The organism is Ensifer sp. KUDG1 (assembly GCF_050434285.1).
In the GTDB taxonomy this organism is placed as follows: domain Bacteria; phylum Pseudomonadota; class Alphaproteobacteria; order Rhizobiales; family Rhizobiaceae; genus Ensifer.
In genome coordinates, this window is the sequence record NZ_JBNDIG010000001.1 from 650,091 (window position 1) to 666,947 (window position 16,857).

Here is a 16,857-nt window from a genome sequence, read left to right on the forward strand (position 1 = left end):
CAGAGAAAATGAGCATGACCGAAATGAGCACTTCCACTTTGCAGGCTGATCGGGACTGGTGGCGCGGCGCGGTGATCTACCAGATCTATCCGCGCTCCTACCAGGACTCCAACGGCGACGGCATCGGCGACCTCAAGGGCATCGTCGCCCGGTTGCCGCATATCGCCGCGCTGGGTGCCGACGCAATCTGGATTTCGCCGTTCTTCACCTCGCCGATGAAGGACTTCGGTTACGACGTCTCCAACTACACCGATGTCGATCAGATCTTCGGCAGTGTTGCCGATTTCGACGCGGTCATCGCCGAGGCGCACCGCCTCGGCATCCGGGTGATGATCGACCTCGTTCTCTCCCATACGTCGGACCAGCACCCCTGGTTCGTCGAAAGCCGATCGAGCCGGACGAACGCTAAGGCCGACTGGTACGTCTGGGCGGATTCCAGACCGGACGGCACCCCGCCCAACAACTGGCTGTCGATCTTCGGCGGCTCGGCCTGGGCCTGGGATCCGACGCGCCTGCAGTACTACATGCACAACTTCCTGACCTCGCAGCCGGACCTCAACCTGCACAATCCCGAGGTTCAGGACGCGCTGCTGGCCGTCGAGCGTTTCTGGCTGGAGCGCGGCGTCGACGGCTTCCGCCTCGACACCATCAACTTCTACTTCCACGACAAGCAGCTGCGCGACAATCCGGCGCTGGCGCCGGAGCGCCGCAACGCCCAGACCGCGCCTGCGGTGAACCCCTACAACTACCAGGAACATCTCTACGACAAGAACCAGCCCGAGAACCTCGAATTCCTGAAGCGCTTCCGCGCGGTCATGGACGAGTTCCCGGCGATCGCCGCGGTCGGTGAAGTCGGCGACAGCCAGCGCGGGCTGGAGATCGCCGGCGAATACACCTCCGGCGGCGACAAGATGCAGATGTGCTACGCCTTCGAGTTCCTGGCGCCGGATCCGCTGACACCGGCGACCGTTGCCGAGGTTCTCCGGAACTTCCAGAAGGCGGCACCTGAAGGCTGGGCCTGCTGGGCCTTCTCCAACCATGACGTCGTGCGCCACGTCAGCCGCTGGGGAGCGGGCGTTACCGATCGCGATGCCCATGCAAAGCTGCTCGCGAGCCTTCTGATGTCGCTGCGCGGCTCGGTCTGCATCTACCAGGGCGAGGAGCTGGCGCTGAGCGAAGCCGAGCTTGCCTATGAGGATCTGAAGGATCCCTATGGCATCCAGTTCTGGCCGGATTTCAAGGGGCGCGACGGTTGCCGCACGCCGATGGTCTGGGACGGTGCCGCCGTCAACGGCGGCTTCGGCAGCGCAAAACCCTGGCTGCCCGTGCCGGCGGAACACTTGAAGCGCGCCGTGTCGGTGCAGCAGGGCGACGATGCTTCGGTGCTCGAGCACTACCGCCGCTTCCTGCAGTTCCGCAAGGCGCACCCGGCCTTTGCCAAGGGCGAGATCGAATTCCTGAACACGGATGGCTCGGTGCTTGCCTTCGTGCGCAGCCACGGCAATGAAAAGCTTTTCTGCCTGTTCAACATGAGCGGCGCACCGGCTGCAGCCACACTGCCGAATGAGCCGGTGGCTGCGTTGGAAGGCCATGGCTTCGTGTCCGAGGTCAAGGATCGAACAGTTCACCTGCCGGCCTGGAGCGCCTATTTCGCGCGGCTGGTGTGACGGCGGATGCCAACAGGGATAGACGGGAAGAACCGAAGGGGAGCGTGCAATGACGGGTCTGCTGCTTAAAGATATCCGCAAGTCCTACGGCGCGGTCGATGTCATTCACGGCATCAATCTCGACATCAAGCAGGGCGAGTTCATCGTCTTCGTCGGCCCGTCCGGCTGCGGAAAGTCGACGCTTCTGCGCATGATCGCGGGTCTCGAAGAGATCACCGGCGGCGACATGTTCATCGACGGCGAACGGGTCAACACCGTGCCGCCGTCGAAGCGCGGCATCGCCATGGTGTTCCAGTCCTATGCGCTCTATCCGCACATGACCGTCTACGACAACATGGCCTTCGGCATGCGGATCGCCAAGGAAAGCAAGGAGGAGATCGACCGTCGCGTGCGCAACGCCGCCGATATCCTGCAGCTGACCAAGTATCTCGACCGCCTGCCGAAGGCGCTCTCCGGCGGCCAGAGACAGCGTGTTGCCATCGGCCGCGCGATCTGCCGCGACCCCAAAGTCTTCCTGTTCGACGAGCCGCTGTCGAACCTGGATGCGGCTTTGCGTGTCGCCACACGCATCGAGATCGCCAAGCTCAGTGAGCAGATGGCGGACACGACGATGATCTACGTCACCCACGACCAGGTGGAGGCGATGACGCTCGCCGACCGCATCGTGGTTCTGTCGCAGGGCCATATCGAACAGGTGGGCGCGCCACTCGAACTCTATGAGCGCCCGGCCAATCTCTTCGTCGCCCGCTTCATCGGCTCGCCGGCGATGAACATCATCCCGTCGACGGTGACGGAGACCGGCGCGCAGACGACGGTGAAGCTGACCGGCGGCAAGAGCGTGACGCTCGATATCCCGACCGACTCGTCGCAGAACGGCAAGACTGCGAGTTTCGGCGTTCGCCCGGAAGACCTTCAGGTCAGTACCAGCGACGACTTCCTGTTCGAAGGCACGATCTCGATCGTCGAAGCGCTCGGCGAAGTGACGCTGCTCTACATCGAAGGCCTCGTCGACAAGGAGCCGATCATCGCCAAGATCCCCGGCATCCTGCCGGTTCAGCGCGGCGACAAGGTGCGCTTCACCGCCGACAAGGCCAAGCTGCACCTTTTCGACGCCGATGGTCGCACCTATCGCCGCTGATACGAGCAGGCTCTCCCGTCGAACCCGCCCGTAAAATCGGGCGGGTTTTTTCAATGCAACCTGCGGATCAAACCCTCTGTTAAATCTCTGCCGCTAGTCTGTTTCAAAAGGGGATACGGAAAGGCATTTCGATGAGAGGCGCGGCGCCGGTGATGTACCAGCACTTCCTGAACAAGGAAGAGTCCTTCATGTACGATCGGGAAACCAACTTCCCAATGGAGGACACGCGGAACGAAGCCCGCATCGAATATACCGAAAAGGGCATGACCCAGCTGAGCTCGCGCCGTTGCGAGATCATCAAGCTGTCGAAAAGCGGCGCGTTGATCGGCATCCTCACGCAGTACCAGCTGCCCGAGAACTTCTACCTGGATATCCCGAGCGCGCGCATCCAGATGGTCGGCTGCCTCTTGAAGCGGGTGCATGCCAACAACGTCATCGAGGCGCGGTTCCTGCGCATGCTGACGGACCGCGACCTCAATCGCATTTTCGTCTACAGCACCCATCCGAACCATCGCAACCGCACGCTTGACATCTATCGCTGAGGTGCCGCGCCGGGCTTGACGGCCTTGCCGCGCTCAATGGATGGTTGTGGTCTCAATCAACGGGATCGGACCTGAACCATGCAGCGACCCTATCGGCTTTCCTGCCATTGCGGCGATATCGCCGTCGAAGTCGACGAAGAGCTGACCGGTCTCGTCGACTGCAACTGCTCCACCTGCCGGCGCTCCGGCTTCCTGCATTGGAAGGTGGATGCCGCAAAGGTAAAGCTCTTGACCGAAAAGCGCCGCCTGTCGAGCTACATCTGGCGCGGCCTTAACGAGGGGCATCATTTCTGCCCGACCTGTTCGACGCCGATCATGCGCAGCGGCTATCCGGATAACAAGATCTCGATCAATGCGCGCTGCATCGAGGGGGTCGATGTCTTCACGCTGGAAATCGAGCGCTATGACGGGCGCAACGACATGTTCCCCGGGCCACTGCCCTGAGCTTTTCACGATCGTTTGAAGACCAAGCGCCGCCCCAATGGGAGCGGCGCTTTTTATGTCAGTGGAAGAGAACGCTGGCGCCCTGATCAGCCGCACCCGCGATCGCGCGGAAGGGCGCGAACAGTTCGCGGCCCATGCCGAAGTCGTTGTCCGAAAGATCCGCATGCGCGGGCACGCGTGTCTTGAGTGCGATGTCCTCGACCAGCACCTCGATCGTTCCGGCAACAGCGTCGATGCGGACGATATCGCCTTCCTGGATGCGAGCGATCGGGCCGCCGTCCTTGGCCTCCGGCGTCACGTGGATCGCCGCCGGCACCTTGCCGGAGGCGCCGGACATGCGGCCGTCCGTCAGGATGGCGACGCGCTGGCCGCGGTCCTGCAGGATGCCGAGCACGGTCGTCAGCTTGTGCAGTTCCGGCATGCCGTTGGCCTTCGGGCCCTGGAAGCGCACGACTGCGACGAAGTCGCCCTCGAGCTTGCCGGCCTTGAAGGCGGCGTTGAGTTCGGCCTGGTCGTGGAAAATCTTGGCGGGCGCCTCGATGATGTGACGATCCGGCTTGACGGCAGAGATCTTGATGACGGCCTTGCCGAGATTGCCGGTCAGCATCTTGAGGCCGCCGGAATGCTGGAACGGCTGATCGATGGTCGCAAGCACCTTCGGATCAGCGCTTTCCTTCGGCGTCGGCACGCGTTCGACATTGCCGTCGGCGCCGAGGCGTACGTCGATCTTGTAGGCGTCGAGACCCTGGCCGACAACTGTGCGCACGTCGTCGTGCAGCAGGCCGGCGCGAAGCAGCTGGCTGATCAGGAAGCCCATGCCGCCGGCGGCGTGGAAGTGGTTCACGTCGGCAAGCCCGTTCGGATAGACGCGCGCCAGCAGCGGCACGATGTCCGAGAGCTCGGAGATGTCCTGCCAGGTCAGCACGATGCCGGCTGCCCGCGCCATGGCGACGAGGTGCATGGTGTGGTTGGTCGAGCCGCCGGTCGCATGCAGGCCGACGACGCCGTTGACGATCGAGCGCTCATCGATCATTTCGCCGGCCGGCGTGAACTCGTTGCCCATGGCGGTGATCGCCAGCGCCCGCTTGGCCGCTTCCTTCGTCAGCGCGTCGCGCAGCGGTGTGCCCGGATTGATGAAGGAGGCGCCGGGCAGATGGAAACCCATGATCTCCATCAGCATCTGGTTGGAGTTGGCGGTGCCGTAGAAGGTGCAGGTGCCCGGTCCGTGGTAGGACTTCGATTCCGCCTCCAGCAGTTCGTCGCGGCCGACCTTGCCTTCAGCGAACAGCTGGCGAACCCGCGCCTTCTCGTCGTTCGGCAGGCCCGAGGTCATCGGCCCGGCGGGCACGAAGATCGCCGGCAGGTGGCCGAAGGTCAGTGCCGCGATCACGAGGCCCGGCACGATCTTGTCGCAGACGCCGAGATAGACGGTGGAATCGAACATGTTGTGCGACAGGCCGACGCCGGCCGCCATCGCAATCAGGTCGCGCGAAAACAGCGACAGCTCCATGCCCGGCTGGCCTTGCGTGACGCCGTCGCACATGGCGGGCACGCCACCGGCAACCTGGGCGACGCCACCTGCCTCGCTGGCCGCCTGGCGGATCAGCGCCGGATAGGTCTCGAACGGCTGATGCGCCGACAGCATGTCATTGTAGGAGGTGATGATGCCGAGATTGGCCACGCGGTCGCCCGCAAGCGCTACCTTCTCGGCGGGGGAACAGACGGCAAATCCATGCGCGAGGTTGCCGCAGCCGAGCACGCTGCGATGCGGACCGCTCGATGCCGCCCGGCGGACGCGATCGAGATAGGGCTCGCGATGGGGTTTCGAGCGCTCGACGATGCGAGCCGTGATCGAGGCAATGCGGGAATCGGCGGACATGGCAAATCCTGTTCCGGAGTCTTCGGACTCCTCATCTTCATCCAGTCATCGTCCGGAGCGCGGCGAGCTTGGGAGAGCGCAAGCCGCGTCCCGGCGTTTCTCAGAAACACTTGTCCAATCCGACGGGAGCGCGCCACCGGCTGAACGTGTCTCCAAAGTTCCTATCGGGCCGGTTCGGCCCAACATCATTCCGATCTACGGCGCCCAGTAGATCTGCACCGGCGACGCGGCGCGGCGCAGCATCGCGCGGATCGGCATGTCCTTTTCGTCGCCGGCTTCTTCGGCCTTGGCGAGAACCGTCTTCTTGCCTTCGCCCTCGATGTGCAGCACCAGAAGCCGTGCATCCTGGAGGCTGGCAAAGGTAAAGGTCAGGCGGGTTTCGCCGGCACCCTCGGCTTCCATGGTGATCACGCCGCGCGGCGTTACCGGATCGATGGCGCGCGCGAGTTGCGATCCGCCCGGGAAGAACGATGCAGTGTGACCGTCCGTTCCCATGCCCAGGATCGCCACGTCGAACGGTGCAGCGATCTTCGCCGTTTCCCGGCTTGCCAGATCAGCTGCAGCCTCCGCCGTCGGGGCCGCCTGGTAGAGCGGCAGGAAGGTCGCTGCAGCGGCCTTGTCCTGAAGCAGGTTGGCCGCAACGAGGCCATGGTTGGAGCGGTCGCTTTCCGGCGGCACGAAGCGCTCGTCGACCAGCGTCACCGTCACCTTATCCCAGGCGATGTCCTTCTTCGACAGCGCCTGGAAGAATGCCTTGGGCGTGGAGCCGCCGGAGACGGCGATGCTCGCGGAGCCGCGTGCGGCGATGCCGGCGGCGAGCGCCTGGCCGACGGCATCGGCAAGGCCTTGCGCCAGTGCTGCGCCGTTTTCGAATGTATGAAGCTTAGACGTCATCGGCGCACCTATATCGCGTCGTTCCAGGTCCGGCCGTCACGCTCGATCAGCGCGATCGACTGGCTCGGGCCCCAGGTGCCGGCGGTGTAGCCCTGGACCTGCTGTCCGGTTTCTTCCCAGGCCTTCAGGATCGGATCGACCCACTTCCATGCGGCCTCGACTTCGTCGCGGCGCACGAACAGCGTCTGGTTGTTGCGGATGACGTCGAAGAGCAGCCGCTCATAGGCGTCCGCATTGCGCACCGCAAAAGCCTCGGCGAAGCTCATGTCGAGCGAGACGCTGCGCAGACGCATGCCGCCCGGGCCCGGGTCCTTGATCATCAGCGACTGCTTCACGCCTTCGTTCGGCTGCAGGCGGATGACCAGCTGGTTGGCCGAGATACGGCCGGCATTGTTGTCGAAGATCGAGTGCGGGATCTGCTTGAAGGTGATGACGATTTCCGACATGCGGCCGGCAAGGCGCTTGCCGGTGCGAATGTAGAAGGGCACGCCGGCCCAGCGCCAGTTGCTGACCTCGGCCTTGATCGCCACGAAGGTTTCCGTGTTCGAGACGCCGCCTTCGAGCTCTTCGAGGTACCCCTTGACCGGGCCGCCAGCCGAAGCGCCGGCGCGGTACTGGCCGCGCACCGTCACCTGCTCGACATTCGACGAGGTGATCGGTTTCAGCGCGCGCAGAACCTTGAGCTTCTCGTCGCGCACCGCTTCGGCGTCCATCGAGGTCGGCGCTTCCATGGCGACGAAGCAGACGAGCTGCAGGATGTGGTTCTGCACCATGTCGCGTAGCGCGCCGGCCTTGTCGTAGTAGCCGGCGCGGTTTTCAAGTCCGACGGCTTCCGACACGGTGATCTGCACGTGGTCGATATGGGCAGAGTTCCATAGCGGCTCATAGAGCGCGTTGGCAAAGCGCAGCGCCATCAGGTTCTGCACCGTCTCCTTGCCGAGATAGTGGTCGATACGGAAGATCTGCTCTTCGCGGAAGACCTTGCCGATCGTGTCGTTGAGTTCGGTCGCAGACGCAAGGTCGCGGCCGATCGGCTTTTCGACGACGATGCGGGTGTTCTTGGTGATCAGCTTGTGGTCGCGGATGCGCTCGGAGATGTCGCCGAAGATCGCTGGGCCGACGGCGAGATAGAAGGCGCGAATGCGCTCCTTGCCCTCTTCGAGGATCTTCTTCAGCGCGTCCCAACCCTGGTCGGACTTGGCGTCGACGGAGACGTAGAACAGGCGTGCAGCGAACTTCGCGACTTCCTCTTCCTTGTACTCTTCCGGCTTCAGATGTTCCTTCAGCGCGTCGACGGCAAACTTGCGATAATCCTCATGGCTGAGTGCCGCGCGCGAGGCGCCGATGATGCGCGTCGGCTCGGTGATCTGGCCTTCCAATTGCCGGTGATAGAGCGCCGGCAACAGCTTGCGCTCCGCAAGATCGCCGGTGCCCCCGAACACCACATAGTCAAATGGTTCGACGGGAATGATCTGGCTGCTCATGGGATATCTCGATCTGTTCAGGTCAGGGGCACATATAATCTAATCGATTTAAAGGCGCTAGTGCGGGATGAGGAAAAGTGCGTGCGGTTTTCCGCCCGCATCCCGCATTATCTTCTAACTATCGAACACGTTTATGATTTTGGGTCGAGCCGACCCAAAATCATCGTGATCTCAAGCGCGGCGCAATAAAATGCCGCCGCAAGCCTTCTTCAGAACCTGTCGCGTAATGCGTACCAGCTAAGCGCGAAGAAGAGAAGGGCGGAGCGGAACCGGGTTCCGCCCGGAAAAGCCGGAATTTTCAGCGCCTTCAAGAGGTCGAGCTCGGTGTCCTTGCCGAGCGCGAGATCCGCATAGAGCTTGCCGCAATAGTTGGAGAGCATCACACCGTGGCCGGAATAGCCGCCGATCGAGGTGACGCCGGGCATGACCTCGCGACAGAAGGGCGTGCGCGGCATGGTAATGCCGACGGAGCCGCCCCAGGCATGGGTGATCTCGACATTGGCGAGCTGCGGATAGATCTCGCTAATCTGCCGGCGGATATGGGTGGAGATGTCGCGCGGATTGTCGGCGGTATAGGCTTCGCGGCCGCCGAACAGAAGCCGTCCATCCCGTGACTTGCGGAAGTAGCGCACGACGAAGCGCGAATCGTCGACCGACTCACCACCGGGAATGACGTCAGGGTGGTCCGAAAGCACCGTCGTCGCGCCGATGAAGGAACGGATCGGCATGACATGGCTGGCGCTCACCGGCTCCAGGTTGCCAATATAGGCATTGCAGGCGACGAGCACGCGGTCGGCGGTGATCGTGCCGCGGTCGGTGGTGATGACGATCGCGCCGCCCTGGCGGTCGATCTTCAGGGCCTTGGTCTGCTCGAAGAGGTTGGCACCGGCAAGCGCGGCCTGTTTCGCAAGGCCGACCAGCAGCTTCATCGGGTGGATGTGGCCGGTGCCGGCATCGCGAATACCGAAGTGGTAATGGTCGGATCCGAGCCGGCTTGCGGTTTCCTCGCGCTCCATGAAGGTCAGGTGCGGATAGCCGAAGCGTGTCGCCATCGCCTCGGCATGGTCGCGATAGTCTTTTTCGAGGCTTTGCTTGTGCCCGACCGAGAGCTGGCCGGGCACGAATTCGATGTCGATCTCGTGCGCGTTCGCGAAGTCGAGCACGTAACGCTTGGCGTTCTCGGCCATGTCGAACAGCGCCTGCGCCCGCTCGTGCCCGAGGCTCTCTTCCGTCTCGTCCGCCCAGGCGCGTTGACCTGTGCCGAACTGGCCGCCATTGCGGCCAGAGGCACCGTCGCCGAAGCGGCAGGCGTCGATCAGGGTGACGTCGACGCCTTGCTTGGCAAGGTTGTAAGCCGCCTGAAGTCCCGTATAGCCGCCGCCGACGATCGCGACATCGGCTTTCCGCGATCCCGGCATGGGCGGATAGTCCGGTCGGTCCGGAACAGTCGCCTCATACCAGGAGTAACCGGGCGAGATCGGGCTTTGCCAGGGCATGGAGAACCTCTGAGGTCAGACGTTGAGAAGCAGGAATTCGCGCTCCCAGGGACTGATGACCTGCATGAAGGTCTCGAACTCGCCACGCTTGACGCCGGCATAGATGGCGATGAACTCGGGGCTGAGCACATCTGCAAGCGAGGGTGCCGATTCCAGCAGCGCAACGGCTTCGAGCAGGCCGCGGGGCAGGTCGATCTCGCCCTCGTTGGCCGTGTCCTCGGTCGGCGCCGTCGGATCGCGCTGTTCTATGATACCGAGATAGCCGCAGGCGAGCGAGGCCGCGAGCGCCAGATAGGGATTGGCATCCGAACTCGGCAGCCGGTTCTCGATACGCCGGGCGACCGGCTCCGACACGGGGATGCGGAAGGCGGTGGTGCGGTTGTCGTAGCCCCAGGCGGTGTTGACCGGCGCCGACATGTCGGGCGTCAGTCGGCGGAAGGAGTTCACATAGGGCGCCATCATCACCAGCGTGCGGGGCACATAGTGCTGCATGCCGCCGATGAAGTGGAAGAATTCCTTCGATGCGGAACCGTCCGGGTTGGAGAACAGGTTGCGGCCGGTGTTGATCTCGACCACCGACTGGTGAATGTGCATCGCCGAGCCCGGCTGGCCCTGCATCGGCTTGGCCATGAAGGTGGCATAAATGCCGTGTTTCAGCGCCGCCTCGCGGATCGTCCGTTTGAACAGGAAGACCTGGTCGGCCAGCTCGATCGGATCGCCATGGCGCAGGTTGATTTCGAGCTGCGCCGGTCCTTCTTCGTGGATCAGCGTATCGATCTCGAGACCCTGCTTCTCTGAGAAGTGATAGATGTCGTCGATCAGTTCGTCGAATTCGTTGATGCCGGCGATCGAATAGCCCTGGCCGCCGAGGATCGAGCGACCGGAACGGCCTTTCGGCGGATGCAGGGGATAGTCGGGATCGTCATTGGTGGCGACGAGGTAGAATTCGATCTCGGGTGCGACGACCGGCTTCCAGCCCTTCTGCTTGTAGAGATCGACCACGCGCTTCAGCACGTTGCGCGGCGTGTAGCTGATCTGCTCGCCCTGCGAGCCGACGATGTCGCAGATCACCTGCGCCGTCGGGTCGGTCTCCCAGGGAACGACCGAAAGGGTCGAGAGATCGGGCACGAGCTTGATGTCGCTGTCGCGGGAATCGTAGCGGAACTGGCCGGTTTCATCAGGATATTCGCCCGAGATCGTATGGCGGTAGACGGCCGAGGGCAGCGCCAGCGAGGTGTTGGAGGTGAACTTCGAGGTCGGCATCATCTTGCCGCGCGGAACGCCGGCGAGGTCGGGCGTGATGCATTCGACGTCTTCGATGCCGCGGATCTTGAGCCAGTCCGTGGCTTCCTTCCAGGTCTTCACACCGCGGAGGGAGTGGAGGGCGGGGGGTATTTTCGAAGTCTTGCTGATTTTCGTTGTTTGTTGGGCAGCACTTCTCTTTGAGGGCATAAATCACCGGTTTTGGCTTCGGATAGCGCATCATAACCACAGATTGGCAATTGGCTAGATGGGCTTGATCATTGACTTTCTGCTTTGCCCCCGGAATGGAAGGACAAACGAGCGGAGTGTTTCGTGGCTGAAAAGACAGATGTGGTCATCATTGGCGCCGGTGCCGCCGGCATGATGTGCGCCATCGAGGCGGGCAAGCGCGGCCGCCGCGTGGCCGTGCTCGACCATGCCAAGGCGCCCGGTGAAAAGATCCGCATCTCCGGCGGTGGCCGCTGCAACTTCACCAATATCCACGCGGGGCCGAAGAACTTTCTGTCCGCCAATCCGCATTTCGCAAAGTCGGCGCTGGCGCGCTACACGCCGCGCGATTTCCTCGCTTTTGTCGAAAAGCATGGCATCGCCTGGCACGAAAAGACCCTCGGTCAACTCTTCTGCGATCATTCGGCGAAAGACATCATCAAGATGCTGCTGTCCGAAATGCGCGACGTGCATGCCGATCTTCGCCTCGAAACGACGATCGAGAGCGTCGAGCGCCATGGCGCCGGCTTTCGCGTGATGACGGGCGAGGGACCGATCGATGCGCAGTCGCTGGTCGTTGCCAGCGGCGGCAAGTCGATCCCGAAGATGGGGGCGACCGGGCTTGCCTACCGGATCGCCGAGCAGTTCGGCCTCGGGCTCATCGAAACGCGTCCCGGTCTCGTGCCGCTGACGCTCGATCCGGCGCAGCTCGAAGCGATCGGTGATCTGGCCGGCGTCGCTGCCGATGCGGAAGCGCGATCCGGCAAGACGGCGTTCCGCGAGGCGGTGCTGATCACCCATCGCGGCCTGAGCGGCCCGGCCATCCTGCAGATTTCCTCCTATTGGCGCGAGGGGCAGGAGATCGTGCTCAGGTTGATGCCCGACATCGACATTGCCTCCCTTCTCAAGGATGCGAGGCGCAGTCACGGCAAGCAGGCGGCGCAGACGGCACTCGGTGATATCCTGCCGCGGCGGCTGGCACAGTTTTTCGCCGACGGCGCAAAGCTGACCGGGCGCCAGCTGGCCGATCTCTCGGACAAGACCATCAACCAGCTTGCCACCTCGATACAGGCCTGGACCATCAAGCCAGCCGGTTCGGAAGGCTACCGTACGGCCGAAGTCACGCTTGGCGGCGTCGATACCAACGGGCTCGACTCCAAGACGATGCAGGCAAAGGCTGTGCCGGGGCTCTATTTTATTGGCGAGTGCGTCGATGTGACCGGCTGGCTCGGCGGCTACAATTTCCAATGGGCCTGGGCGTCGGGCTTTGCGGCCGGCCAGGACGCCTGATTTCCCCGGTTTTGGCGGGGCGAGCTTCAGTGATTGTTAATATATCTCGCCGAACCTTTATCCTTATCGGCACAGCCGGCAGTTGGTGGGATCGGATTGTCGCGTAAACGGAAATAACACTGTTTCTGATTTTTTGACTTTCTTCCGCCACGGCATGGCTGCAATATAACTGTGACGGGCAATATGGGTCATGCGGACCCAGCGTTGCCGGTCAATGTGACAAGGACAGGATGCCATGAACCAAATCCGCCGCCGTCCCCGCGCCATCGCGATCGCCCGCACCGATGAAAGCCGTCAGCAGAAGGCCGCACTCACGCGCCTCGCCTTGATTGCATTCTTTGCCGTTGCCGCCCTCGCAGCCCTTCCGGCTCTCTGGTTCTGAGTTCAGGGGATCGGCCTTAAGCGGCCGCCTCGCGGGCGCATTTGACGCGCCCGCGCACGCCTACGGATTTTCTGCCGCGGGTTGAATGCGCTTATACAAATTTTAATCGTTCAAAACAGATAGTGCGACGATGTGAGTTTCGTCAGGTTCACGTTGCCGAGGAGTGGCGCCGTGGATCCGCAATGATTGCCGACGGACTGGCGGTGTGCGCCGCATGATTTTTCGAAAAACATCAGCCTGTTTGCGCATCGGGTGGCTCTCGATCGTTCGCACATTCACGCCCTGTCGTTGAGTGCGGAGACCTAGCGAGCCGTCGGGGGAGGCGAATGCGAGCTGCGAGCCAAGGTGTTTTCCATGTTCATCGATAGAATTCTTGCCCGTTTCAAGATCCAGACGAAGGTGCTGTTTTTCATCCTGCCCTTCGTCGTCAGCATCTGTGCCGTCGGTATCACCGGCCTCTATGCGTCCGGCCTGCTTCAGGGACGCATGGAGATCTCCAACAGCGTGTTGCAGACCTTGAGCGGGTTCAAGGATGTCTATGCGGGCATGAACGCCTTCCTGCATTCGACCACCGAAGAAACCCGCGATGCCGTGCAGTCGACGATCTCGGCACAGAAGGACGTGCTCGCCGATACCGCTGCACAGGTCGCCGGCCAGAACGGCCAGGACGAACTGAAGGCGGCGATCGCGGCGACGAGCGACATCGAGGCCCGCATCGGCGGCCTTTGGACGCTGCACGTTGGCGAGCAGGACCTGCGCACGGCAATGAACTCGAACCTCGACGCCTTGCTGATCGAGCGCGCCAAGATCAACGAAGAATCGAACCGCCTGCAATACGCCGTTCGCAAGAGCGAGAACGCCGCCAAGACCATGTTGCGCGAAGCCGAAAAGCTGATGCGCGCAAGCCGCTTCTTCAATGAGTTCGGCACCGAAGTGAGCAAGGCGATCACGGTCGACGAGAAGCTGAAGGCGGTCAAGGAACGCTTCCCGATGATCGGCCGCACCGAGCGTGATATTTTCCGCCTGCTGCCGAAGGACGAAAAGTCGCTTACCGAGACCATCACCTCGGCATCGAGCGAGATCGGCGCCATCCTGAAGGCGCCGGCCGGACCGGAAACGCTTGCCGGGATCTCCAAATATGTCGACCGCTTCCGCACGGCGAGCTTCCGCCTGGAAGCGGCGTCCGTCGGCAAGATGCGCGACGCGACGCGGATTTTCGCCGAACTCGACGAGCAGATCGTCACGACGGAATCGGTTCTGACCGCCACCCGTCGTCTCTCGTCGTCGATCACCGATATCCAGATTTCCGCCGCCACCTTCATGGGCCTGACGAACGAGAGCAATCGCCAGAAGCTGCTCGACAAGTCGCTCGCCGTTCAGCAGAACATGGCGACGCTTCGCGGTGTCGCGAGCGACGGCGCCTCCTTCGACAAGATCGCCGACACGCTGATGCCGATCCTGACGGCGATGAAGAAGGATGCCGCAGCGCTCGTCGAGATCACCGTCAAGCGCACCGCAGACTTCGACGCCGCCGGACAATCGATCAACCAGATCTGGACCGACCTCACCGAATTTGCCGAACAGCAGAAGGTTGCCGCCGGAACCGAGCGTAACGAGGCGAACCAGATCTCGGTCGCCGCGACCGTTGCCGGTGTCGTCATCGCGCTTCTGGCAGGCATCGCCCTGACGCTGACGCTGAAGAAGCCGATCGGCCAGATCACCGCAGCAATGCGTCGTCTCGCCGATGGCCGCCTCGACACGACGATCGACGGCGACGGCCGCCGCGACGAAATCGGCGACATGGCGCGCGCCCTTGGCGTGTTCAAGGAGAACGCGCTCTCCAAGGTCCGCATCGAGGCCGAAAGCGAAGAGCAGCGGACGCGCGCCGATATGGAGCGCAGCCGCAACGACCAGGAAAAGCGCGAGCTCGATCGCCAGATCGATCTCGCCGTCAGCGAACTTGCCGCTGGCCTTGGCCGCCTGGCCCAGGGCGACCTGTCGCGCCAGATCGACGTGCCGTTCCACGGTCGCCTCGAGCAGCTGCGCCAGGACTTCAACGGTTCGCTGATCCGCCTGCAGGACACGCTCGCCCAGATCCGCGCCAATGCGCAGGCGATCCAGGAGAGCGGCTCCAGCATGCATCATGCGGCAGATTCGCTGTCGAAGCGCACGGAGGCCCAGGCCGCCTCGCTCGAAGAAACCGCGGCCGCCGTCGACCAGATCACCGTTACTGTCCGTTCCTCGGCCGAGCGTGCCGGTGAGGCCAACCATGCGGTGATCCAGACGAAGCGCAGCGCCGACAGTTCGGCGACCGTCGTCACCAACGCGATCGCCGCCATGGGACGCATCGAGGAAGCTTCGCGCCAGATCGAGCAGATCATCGAGGTGATCGACGACATCGCCTTCCAGACCAACCTCCTGGCGCTCAATGCCGGTATCGAAGCGGCGCGCGCCGGTGAAGCCGGCAAGGGCTTTGCCGTCGTCGCCCAGGAAGTGCGTGAACTGGCGCAGCGCTCGGCGGAGGCCGCGCGTGAGATCAAGGGGCTCATCAACAAGTCGACGAACGAGGTCAATGCCGGTTCGCACCTGGTCAAGGAAACCGGCGAAGTGCTCGCCTCGATCAGCGCCCAGATCGTCACCGTCAGCCAGCATGTCGAGATGATTGCGACCGCAAGCCGGGATCAGGCCGTAGCGCTCAACGAGGTCAATGGCTCGGTCAACCAGATGGACCAGATGACGCAGCAGAACGCCTCGATGGTGGAAGAGGCGACGGCGACGAGCCGCGCGCTCTCAAACCAGGCCGACACGCTGATGATGCTGGTCGAGCAGTTCCGGCTGGAGCCGGCGGCGGAAGACTACGACACCTACCGGGCAGCCTGAGGCGTCCGGCAAAGGGTTTCGCTGGCGGCAGGCAACGTCGCTAGCCGAAAGCACGGCACCCGATGCCGTGCGACATAACAAGGGCAGGGGCTAACATTGCACCGCGTGGCCGCAGGGCTTCGCGGTGCTTTTTTTATCGGCGCCGGAATTTCTCATCCGGTGCCCGGCAAGTCTGGCGGCAAGCGCTGCGATGCTGCGCTTGAGAAAGCCCGGCGGCTTCGGGTCGAAATCCGCGTCCCAGCGGCGGTTCTTGAGCGCCAGATCCACTATAAAGACCATTGCCATCGATTCCATCGTGATGCTCCTTGGTTTATGGGCATCACTTCTTTTATGCAGCAAAACCAGTTTTACATACATTGGATATCGCTCTATGTTTTTCACCGATGAAAGACATGGATTGGGATATCTATCGCTGTTTCATGAGCGTGGCACGCGCCGGCGGGCTCACCGGAGCAGCGCAGGCGCTCGGCTCCAGCCCGGCGACCGTCGGCCGGCGGATGCTGGAGCTTGAGGAACGCACCGGCCGCACGTTGTTTCTGCGCAGCCAGACCGGCTACCAGCTCACCGGCGATGGCGAACTTCTGTTCGAGCAGCTTCAGGAAATGGAATCGGCGGCGCGCCGGGTCGAGAGCTGGCGCCAGGAAGGCGAGGGCGCGACGGTCCGCATCACCGTCGGCACCTGGATCGCCTGGCTGCTGGCGGAGAATTTTCCGGCGCTCTGCACCGAAAGGGACGGCTTCAGCCTGGCGATAACCGTCGGCGAGACGCGCGCCAGCCTCGCCTACCGCGAGACCGATATCGGCATCCGCGCCTTCGAGCCGGAAGAGGCCTATCTGGCGGCAAGTCCGGTCGGCGACGTCGCCTATGCCGCCTATCGCCGGAAGAACGCGCTGCCGGGCGCGAGCGCGCGATGGGTGGCCGTCGGCGAGGAGGAGGCGATCTCCGCCTATCTGCGCTGGCCGCACGAGCAGGTGAAGGGGGGCTGGGAGGGACGGATCGTCGCCACGGTCACGCGGCCGCGCTCACTGCTCGATCTCGCACGCGCCGGCGCCGGCTGTGCGGTGCTTCCCTGCTTTGTCGGCGATCTCGATCCGATGCTGGAGCGCGCCGGCGAGGAGATCCCGGCGCTCCGGCACCGGCAATGGATCGTCATGAACAATGAGGACAGGCATCGCAAGGAGATACGAACGGTGGTCGATCGCATGACGAAGCTCTTGCGCAGTCACGTGGATATCTTTGCCGGAAAGCGACCGCGCCGCAGCTGAGACAGGCAAGCCACTGTTGGCTCCGG

General features: G+C 63.0%; 14 protein-coding genes. 8 read left to right on the forward strand and 6 right to left on the reverse strand.

Annotation, left to right across the window (positions count from 1 at the left end; translation table 11 throughout):
* Nucleotides 1–14: 14 nt before the first annotated feature.
* The 4 genes from M2267_RS03245 (at nt 15) to M2267_RS03260 (ending at nt 3,791) form a co-directional block, all read left to right on the forward strand.
* Entirely contained in the window at nt 15–1,667 is a 1,653-nt protein-coding gene (locus M2267_RS03245; protein WP_429112437.1) for an alpha-glucosidase family protein, read from the forward strand.
* A gap of 49 nt (nt 1,668–1,716) precedes the next feature.
* A complete protein-coding gene (locus M2267_RS03250; protein WP_429112440.1) occupies nt 1,717–2,805 on the forward strand; it encodes an ABC transporter ATP-binding protein in 1,089 nt (362 codons plus the stop codon).
* 131 nt (nt 2,806–2,936) lie between these two features.
* Nucleotides 2,937–3,347, forward strand: a complete 411-nt coding sequence (locus M2267_RS03255; RefSeq protein WP_192447810.1) for a hypothetical protein — start codon at nt 2,937–2,939, stop codon at nt 3,345–3,347.
* Nucleotides 3,348–3,425: 78 nt separating this feature from the next.
* Entirely contained in the window at nt 3,426–3,791 is a 366-nt protein-coding gene (locus M2267_RS03260; RefSeq protein ID WP_043617946.1) for a GFA family protein, read from the forward strand.
* A gap of 58 nt (nt 3,792–3,849) precedes the next feature.
* On the opposite strand, the gene edd is transcribed toward M2267_RS03260, so the two are convergent.
* From edd to M2267_RS03285, 5 genes are all read right to left on the reverse strand, one after another.
* On the reverse strand, nt 3,850–5,670 hold the full coding sequence (gene edd, locus M2267_RS03265) for a phosphogluconate dehydratase (protein ID WP_034800791.1): 1,821 nt from the start codon (nt 5,668–5,670) through the stop codon (nt 3,850–3,852).
* Nucleotides 5,671–5,865: 195 nt separating this feature from the next.
* Nucleotides 5,866–6,564: a 6-phosphogluconolactonase gene (gene pgl / locus M2267_RS03270; RefSeq protein WP_429112444.1), complete on the reverse strand. Its 699-nt coding sequence runs from the start codon at nt 6,562–6,564 to the stop codon at nt 5,866–5,868.
* 8 nt (nt 6,565–6,572) lie between these two features.
* Complete coding sequence (zwf, locus tag M2267_RS03275) at nt 6,573–8,048, reverse strand: glucose-6-phosphate dehydrogenase (protein ID WP_043617937.1); 1,476 nt, start codon at nt 8,046–8,048, stop codon at nt 6,573–6,575.
* A gap of 209 nt (nt 8,049–8,257) precedes the next feature.
* Nucleotides 8,258–9,544: an NAD(P)/FAD-dependent oxidoreductase gene (locus M2267_RS03280; RefSeq protein ID WP_429112446.1), complete on the reverse strand. Its 1,287-nt coding sequence runs from the start codon at nt 9,542–9,544 to the stop codon at nt 8,258–8,260.
* Nucleotides 9,545–9,559: 15 nt separating this feature from the next.
* Nucleotides 9,560–10,996 carry a glutamine synthetase family protein gene (locus M2267_RS03285; protein WP_043617932.1) on the reverse strand — a complete coding sequence of 479 codons (1,437 nt, stop codon included), beginning with the start codon at nt 10,994–10,996 and terminating at the stop codon, nt 9,560–9,562.
* 123 nt (nt 10,997–11,119) lie between these two features.
* On the opposite strand from M2267_RS03285, the gene M2267_RS03290 reads away from it, so the two are divergent.
* The 3 genes from M2267_RS03290 to M2267_RS03300 all read left to right on the forward strand — a co-directional run bounded on the left by M2267_RS03290 (nt 11,120) and on the right by M2267_RS03300 (nt 15,566).
* Nucleotides 11,120–12,304, forward strand: a complete 1,185-nt coding sequence (locus M2267_RS03290) for an NAD(P)/FAD-dependent oxidoreductase (protein WP_043617929.1) — start codon at nt 11,120–11,122, stop codon at nt 12,302–12,304.
* Between the two features lie 235 nt (nt 12,305–12,539).
* Complete coding sequence (locus M2267_RS03295) at nt 12,540–12,686, forward strand: hypothetical protein (RefSeq protein ID WP_192447798.1); 147 nt, start codon at nt 12,540–12,542, stop codon at nt 12,684–12,686.
* 354 nt (nt 12,687–13,040) lie between these two features.
* Nucleotides 13,041–15,566: a methyl-accepting chemotaxis protein gene (locus M2267_RS03300; protein WP_429112450.1), complete on the forward strand. Its 2,526-nt coding sequence runs from the start codon at nt 13,041–13,043 to the stop codon at nt 15,564–15,566.
* A 90-nt stretch (nt 15,567–15,656) separates the two neighbouring features.
* On the opposite strand, the gene M2267_RS03305 is transcribed toward M2267_RS03300, so the two are convergent.
* Complete coding sequence (locus M2267_RS03305) at nt 15,657–15,860, reverse strand: hypothetical protein (protein WP_429112452.1); 204 nt, start codon at nt 15,858–15,860, stop codon at nt 15,657–15,659.
* A gap of 89 nt (nt 15,861–15,949) precedes the next feature.
* On the opposite strand from M2267_RS03305, the gene M2267_RS03310 reads away from it, so the two are divergent.
* Nucleotides 15,950–16,831, forward strand: coding sequence for a LysR family transcriptional regulator (locus M2267_RS03310; RefSeq protein ID WP_429112455.1), 882 nt, complete (start codon nt 15,950–15,952; stop codon nt 16,829–16,831).
* Nucleotides 16,832–16,857: the final 26 nt, after the last annotated feature.

Excerpts from the sequence above, each read along its gene's own strand:
- M2267_RS03300 (WP_429112450.1), top strand. The coding sequence starts at position 13,041 with ATGTTCATCGATAGAATTCTTGCCCGTTTCAAGATCCAGACGAAGGTG.
- M2267_RS03245 (WP_429112437.1), top strand. The coding sequence starts at position 15 with ATGACCGAAATGAGCACTTCCACTTTGCAGGCTGATCGGGACTGGTGG.
- M2267_RS03255 (WP_192447810.1), top strand. The coding sequence starts at position 2,937 with ATGAGAGGCGCGGCGCCGGTGATGTACCAGCACTTCCTGAACAAGGAA.
- M2267_RS03285 (WP_043617932.1), bottom strand. The coding sequence starts at position 10,996 with ATGCCCTCAAAGAGAAGTGCTGCCCAACAAACAACGAAAATCAGCAAG.
- pgl (WP_429112444.1), bottom strand. The coding sequence starts at position 6,564 with ATGACGTCTAAGCTTCATACATTCGAAAACGGCGCAGCACTGGCGCAA.
- M2267_RS03280 (WP_429112446.1), bottom strand. The coding sequence starts at position 9,544 with ATGCCCTGGCAAAGCCCGATCTCGCCCGGTTACTCCTGGTATGAGGCG.
- zwf (WP_043617937.1), bottom strand. The coding sequence starts at position 8,048 with ATGAGCAGCCAGATCATTCCCGTCGAACCATTTGACTATGTGGTGTTC.
- edd (WP_034800791.1), bottom strand. The coding sequence starts at position 5,670 with ATGTCCGCCGATTCCCGCATTGCCTCGATCACGGCTCGCATCGTCGAG.
- M2267_RS03260 (WP_043617946.1), top strand. The coding sequence starts at position 3,426 with ATGCAGCGACCCTATCGGCTTTCCTGCCATTGCGGCGATATCGCCGTC.
- M2267_RS03305 (WP_429112452.1), bottom strand. The coding sequence starts at position 15,860 with ATGGAATCGATGGCAATGGTCTTTATAGTGGATCTGGCGCTCAAGAAC.
- M2267_RS03295 (WP_192447798.1), top strand. The coding sequence starts at position 12,540 with ATGAACCAAATCCGCCGCCGTCCCCGCGCCATCGCGATCGCCCGCACC.
- M2267_RS03250 (WP_429112440.1), top strand. The coding sequence starts at position 1,717 with ATGACGGGTCTGCTGCTTAAAGATATCCGCAAGTCCTACGGCGCGGTC.
- M2267_RS03310 (WP_429112455.1), top strand. The coding sequence starts at position 15,950 with ATGAAAGACATGGATTGGGATATCTATCGCTGTTTCATGAGCGTGGCA.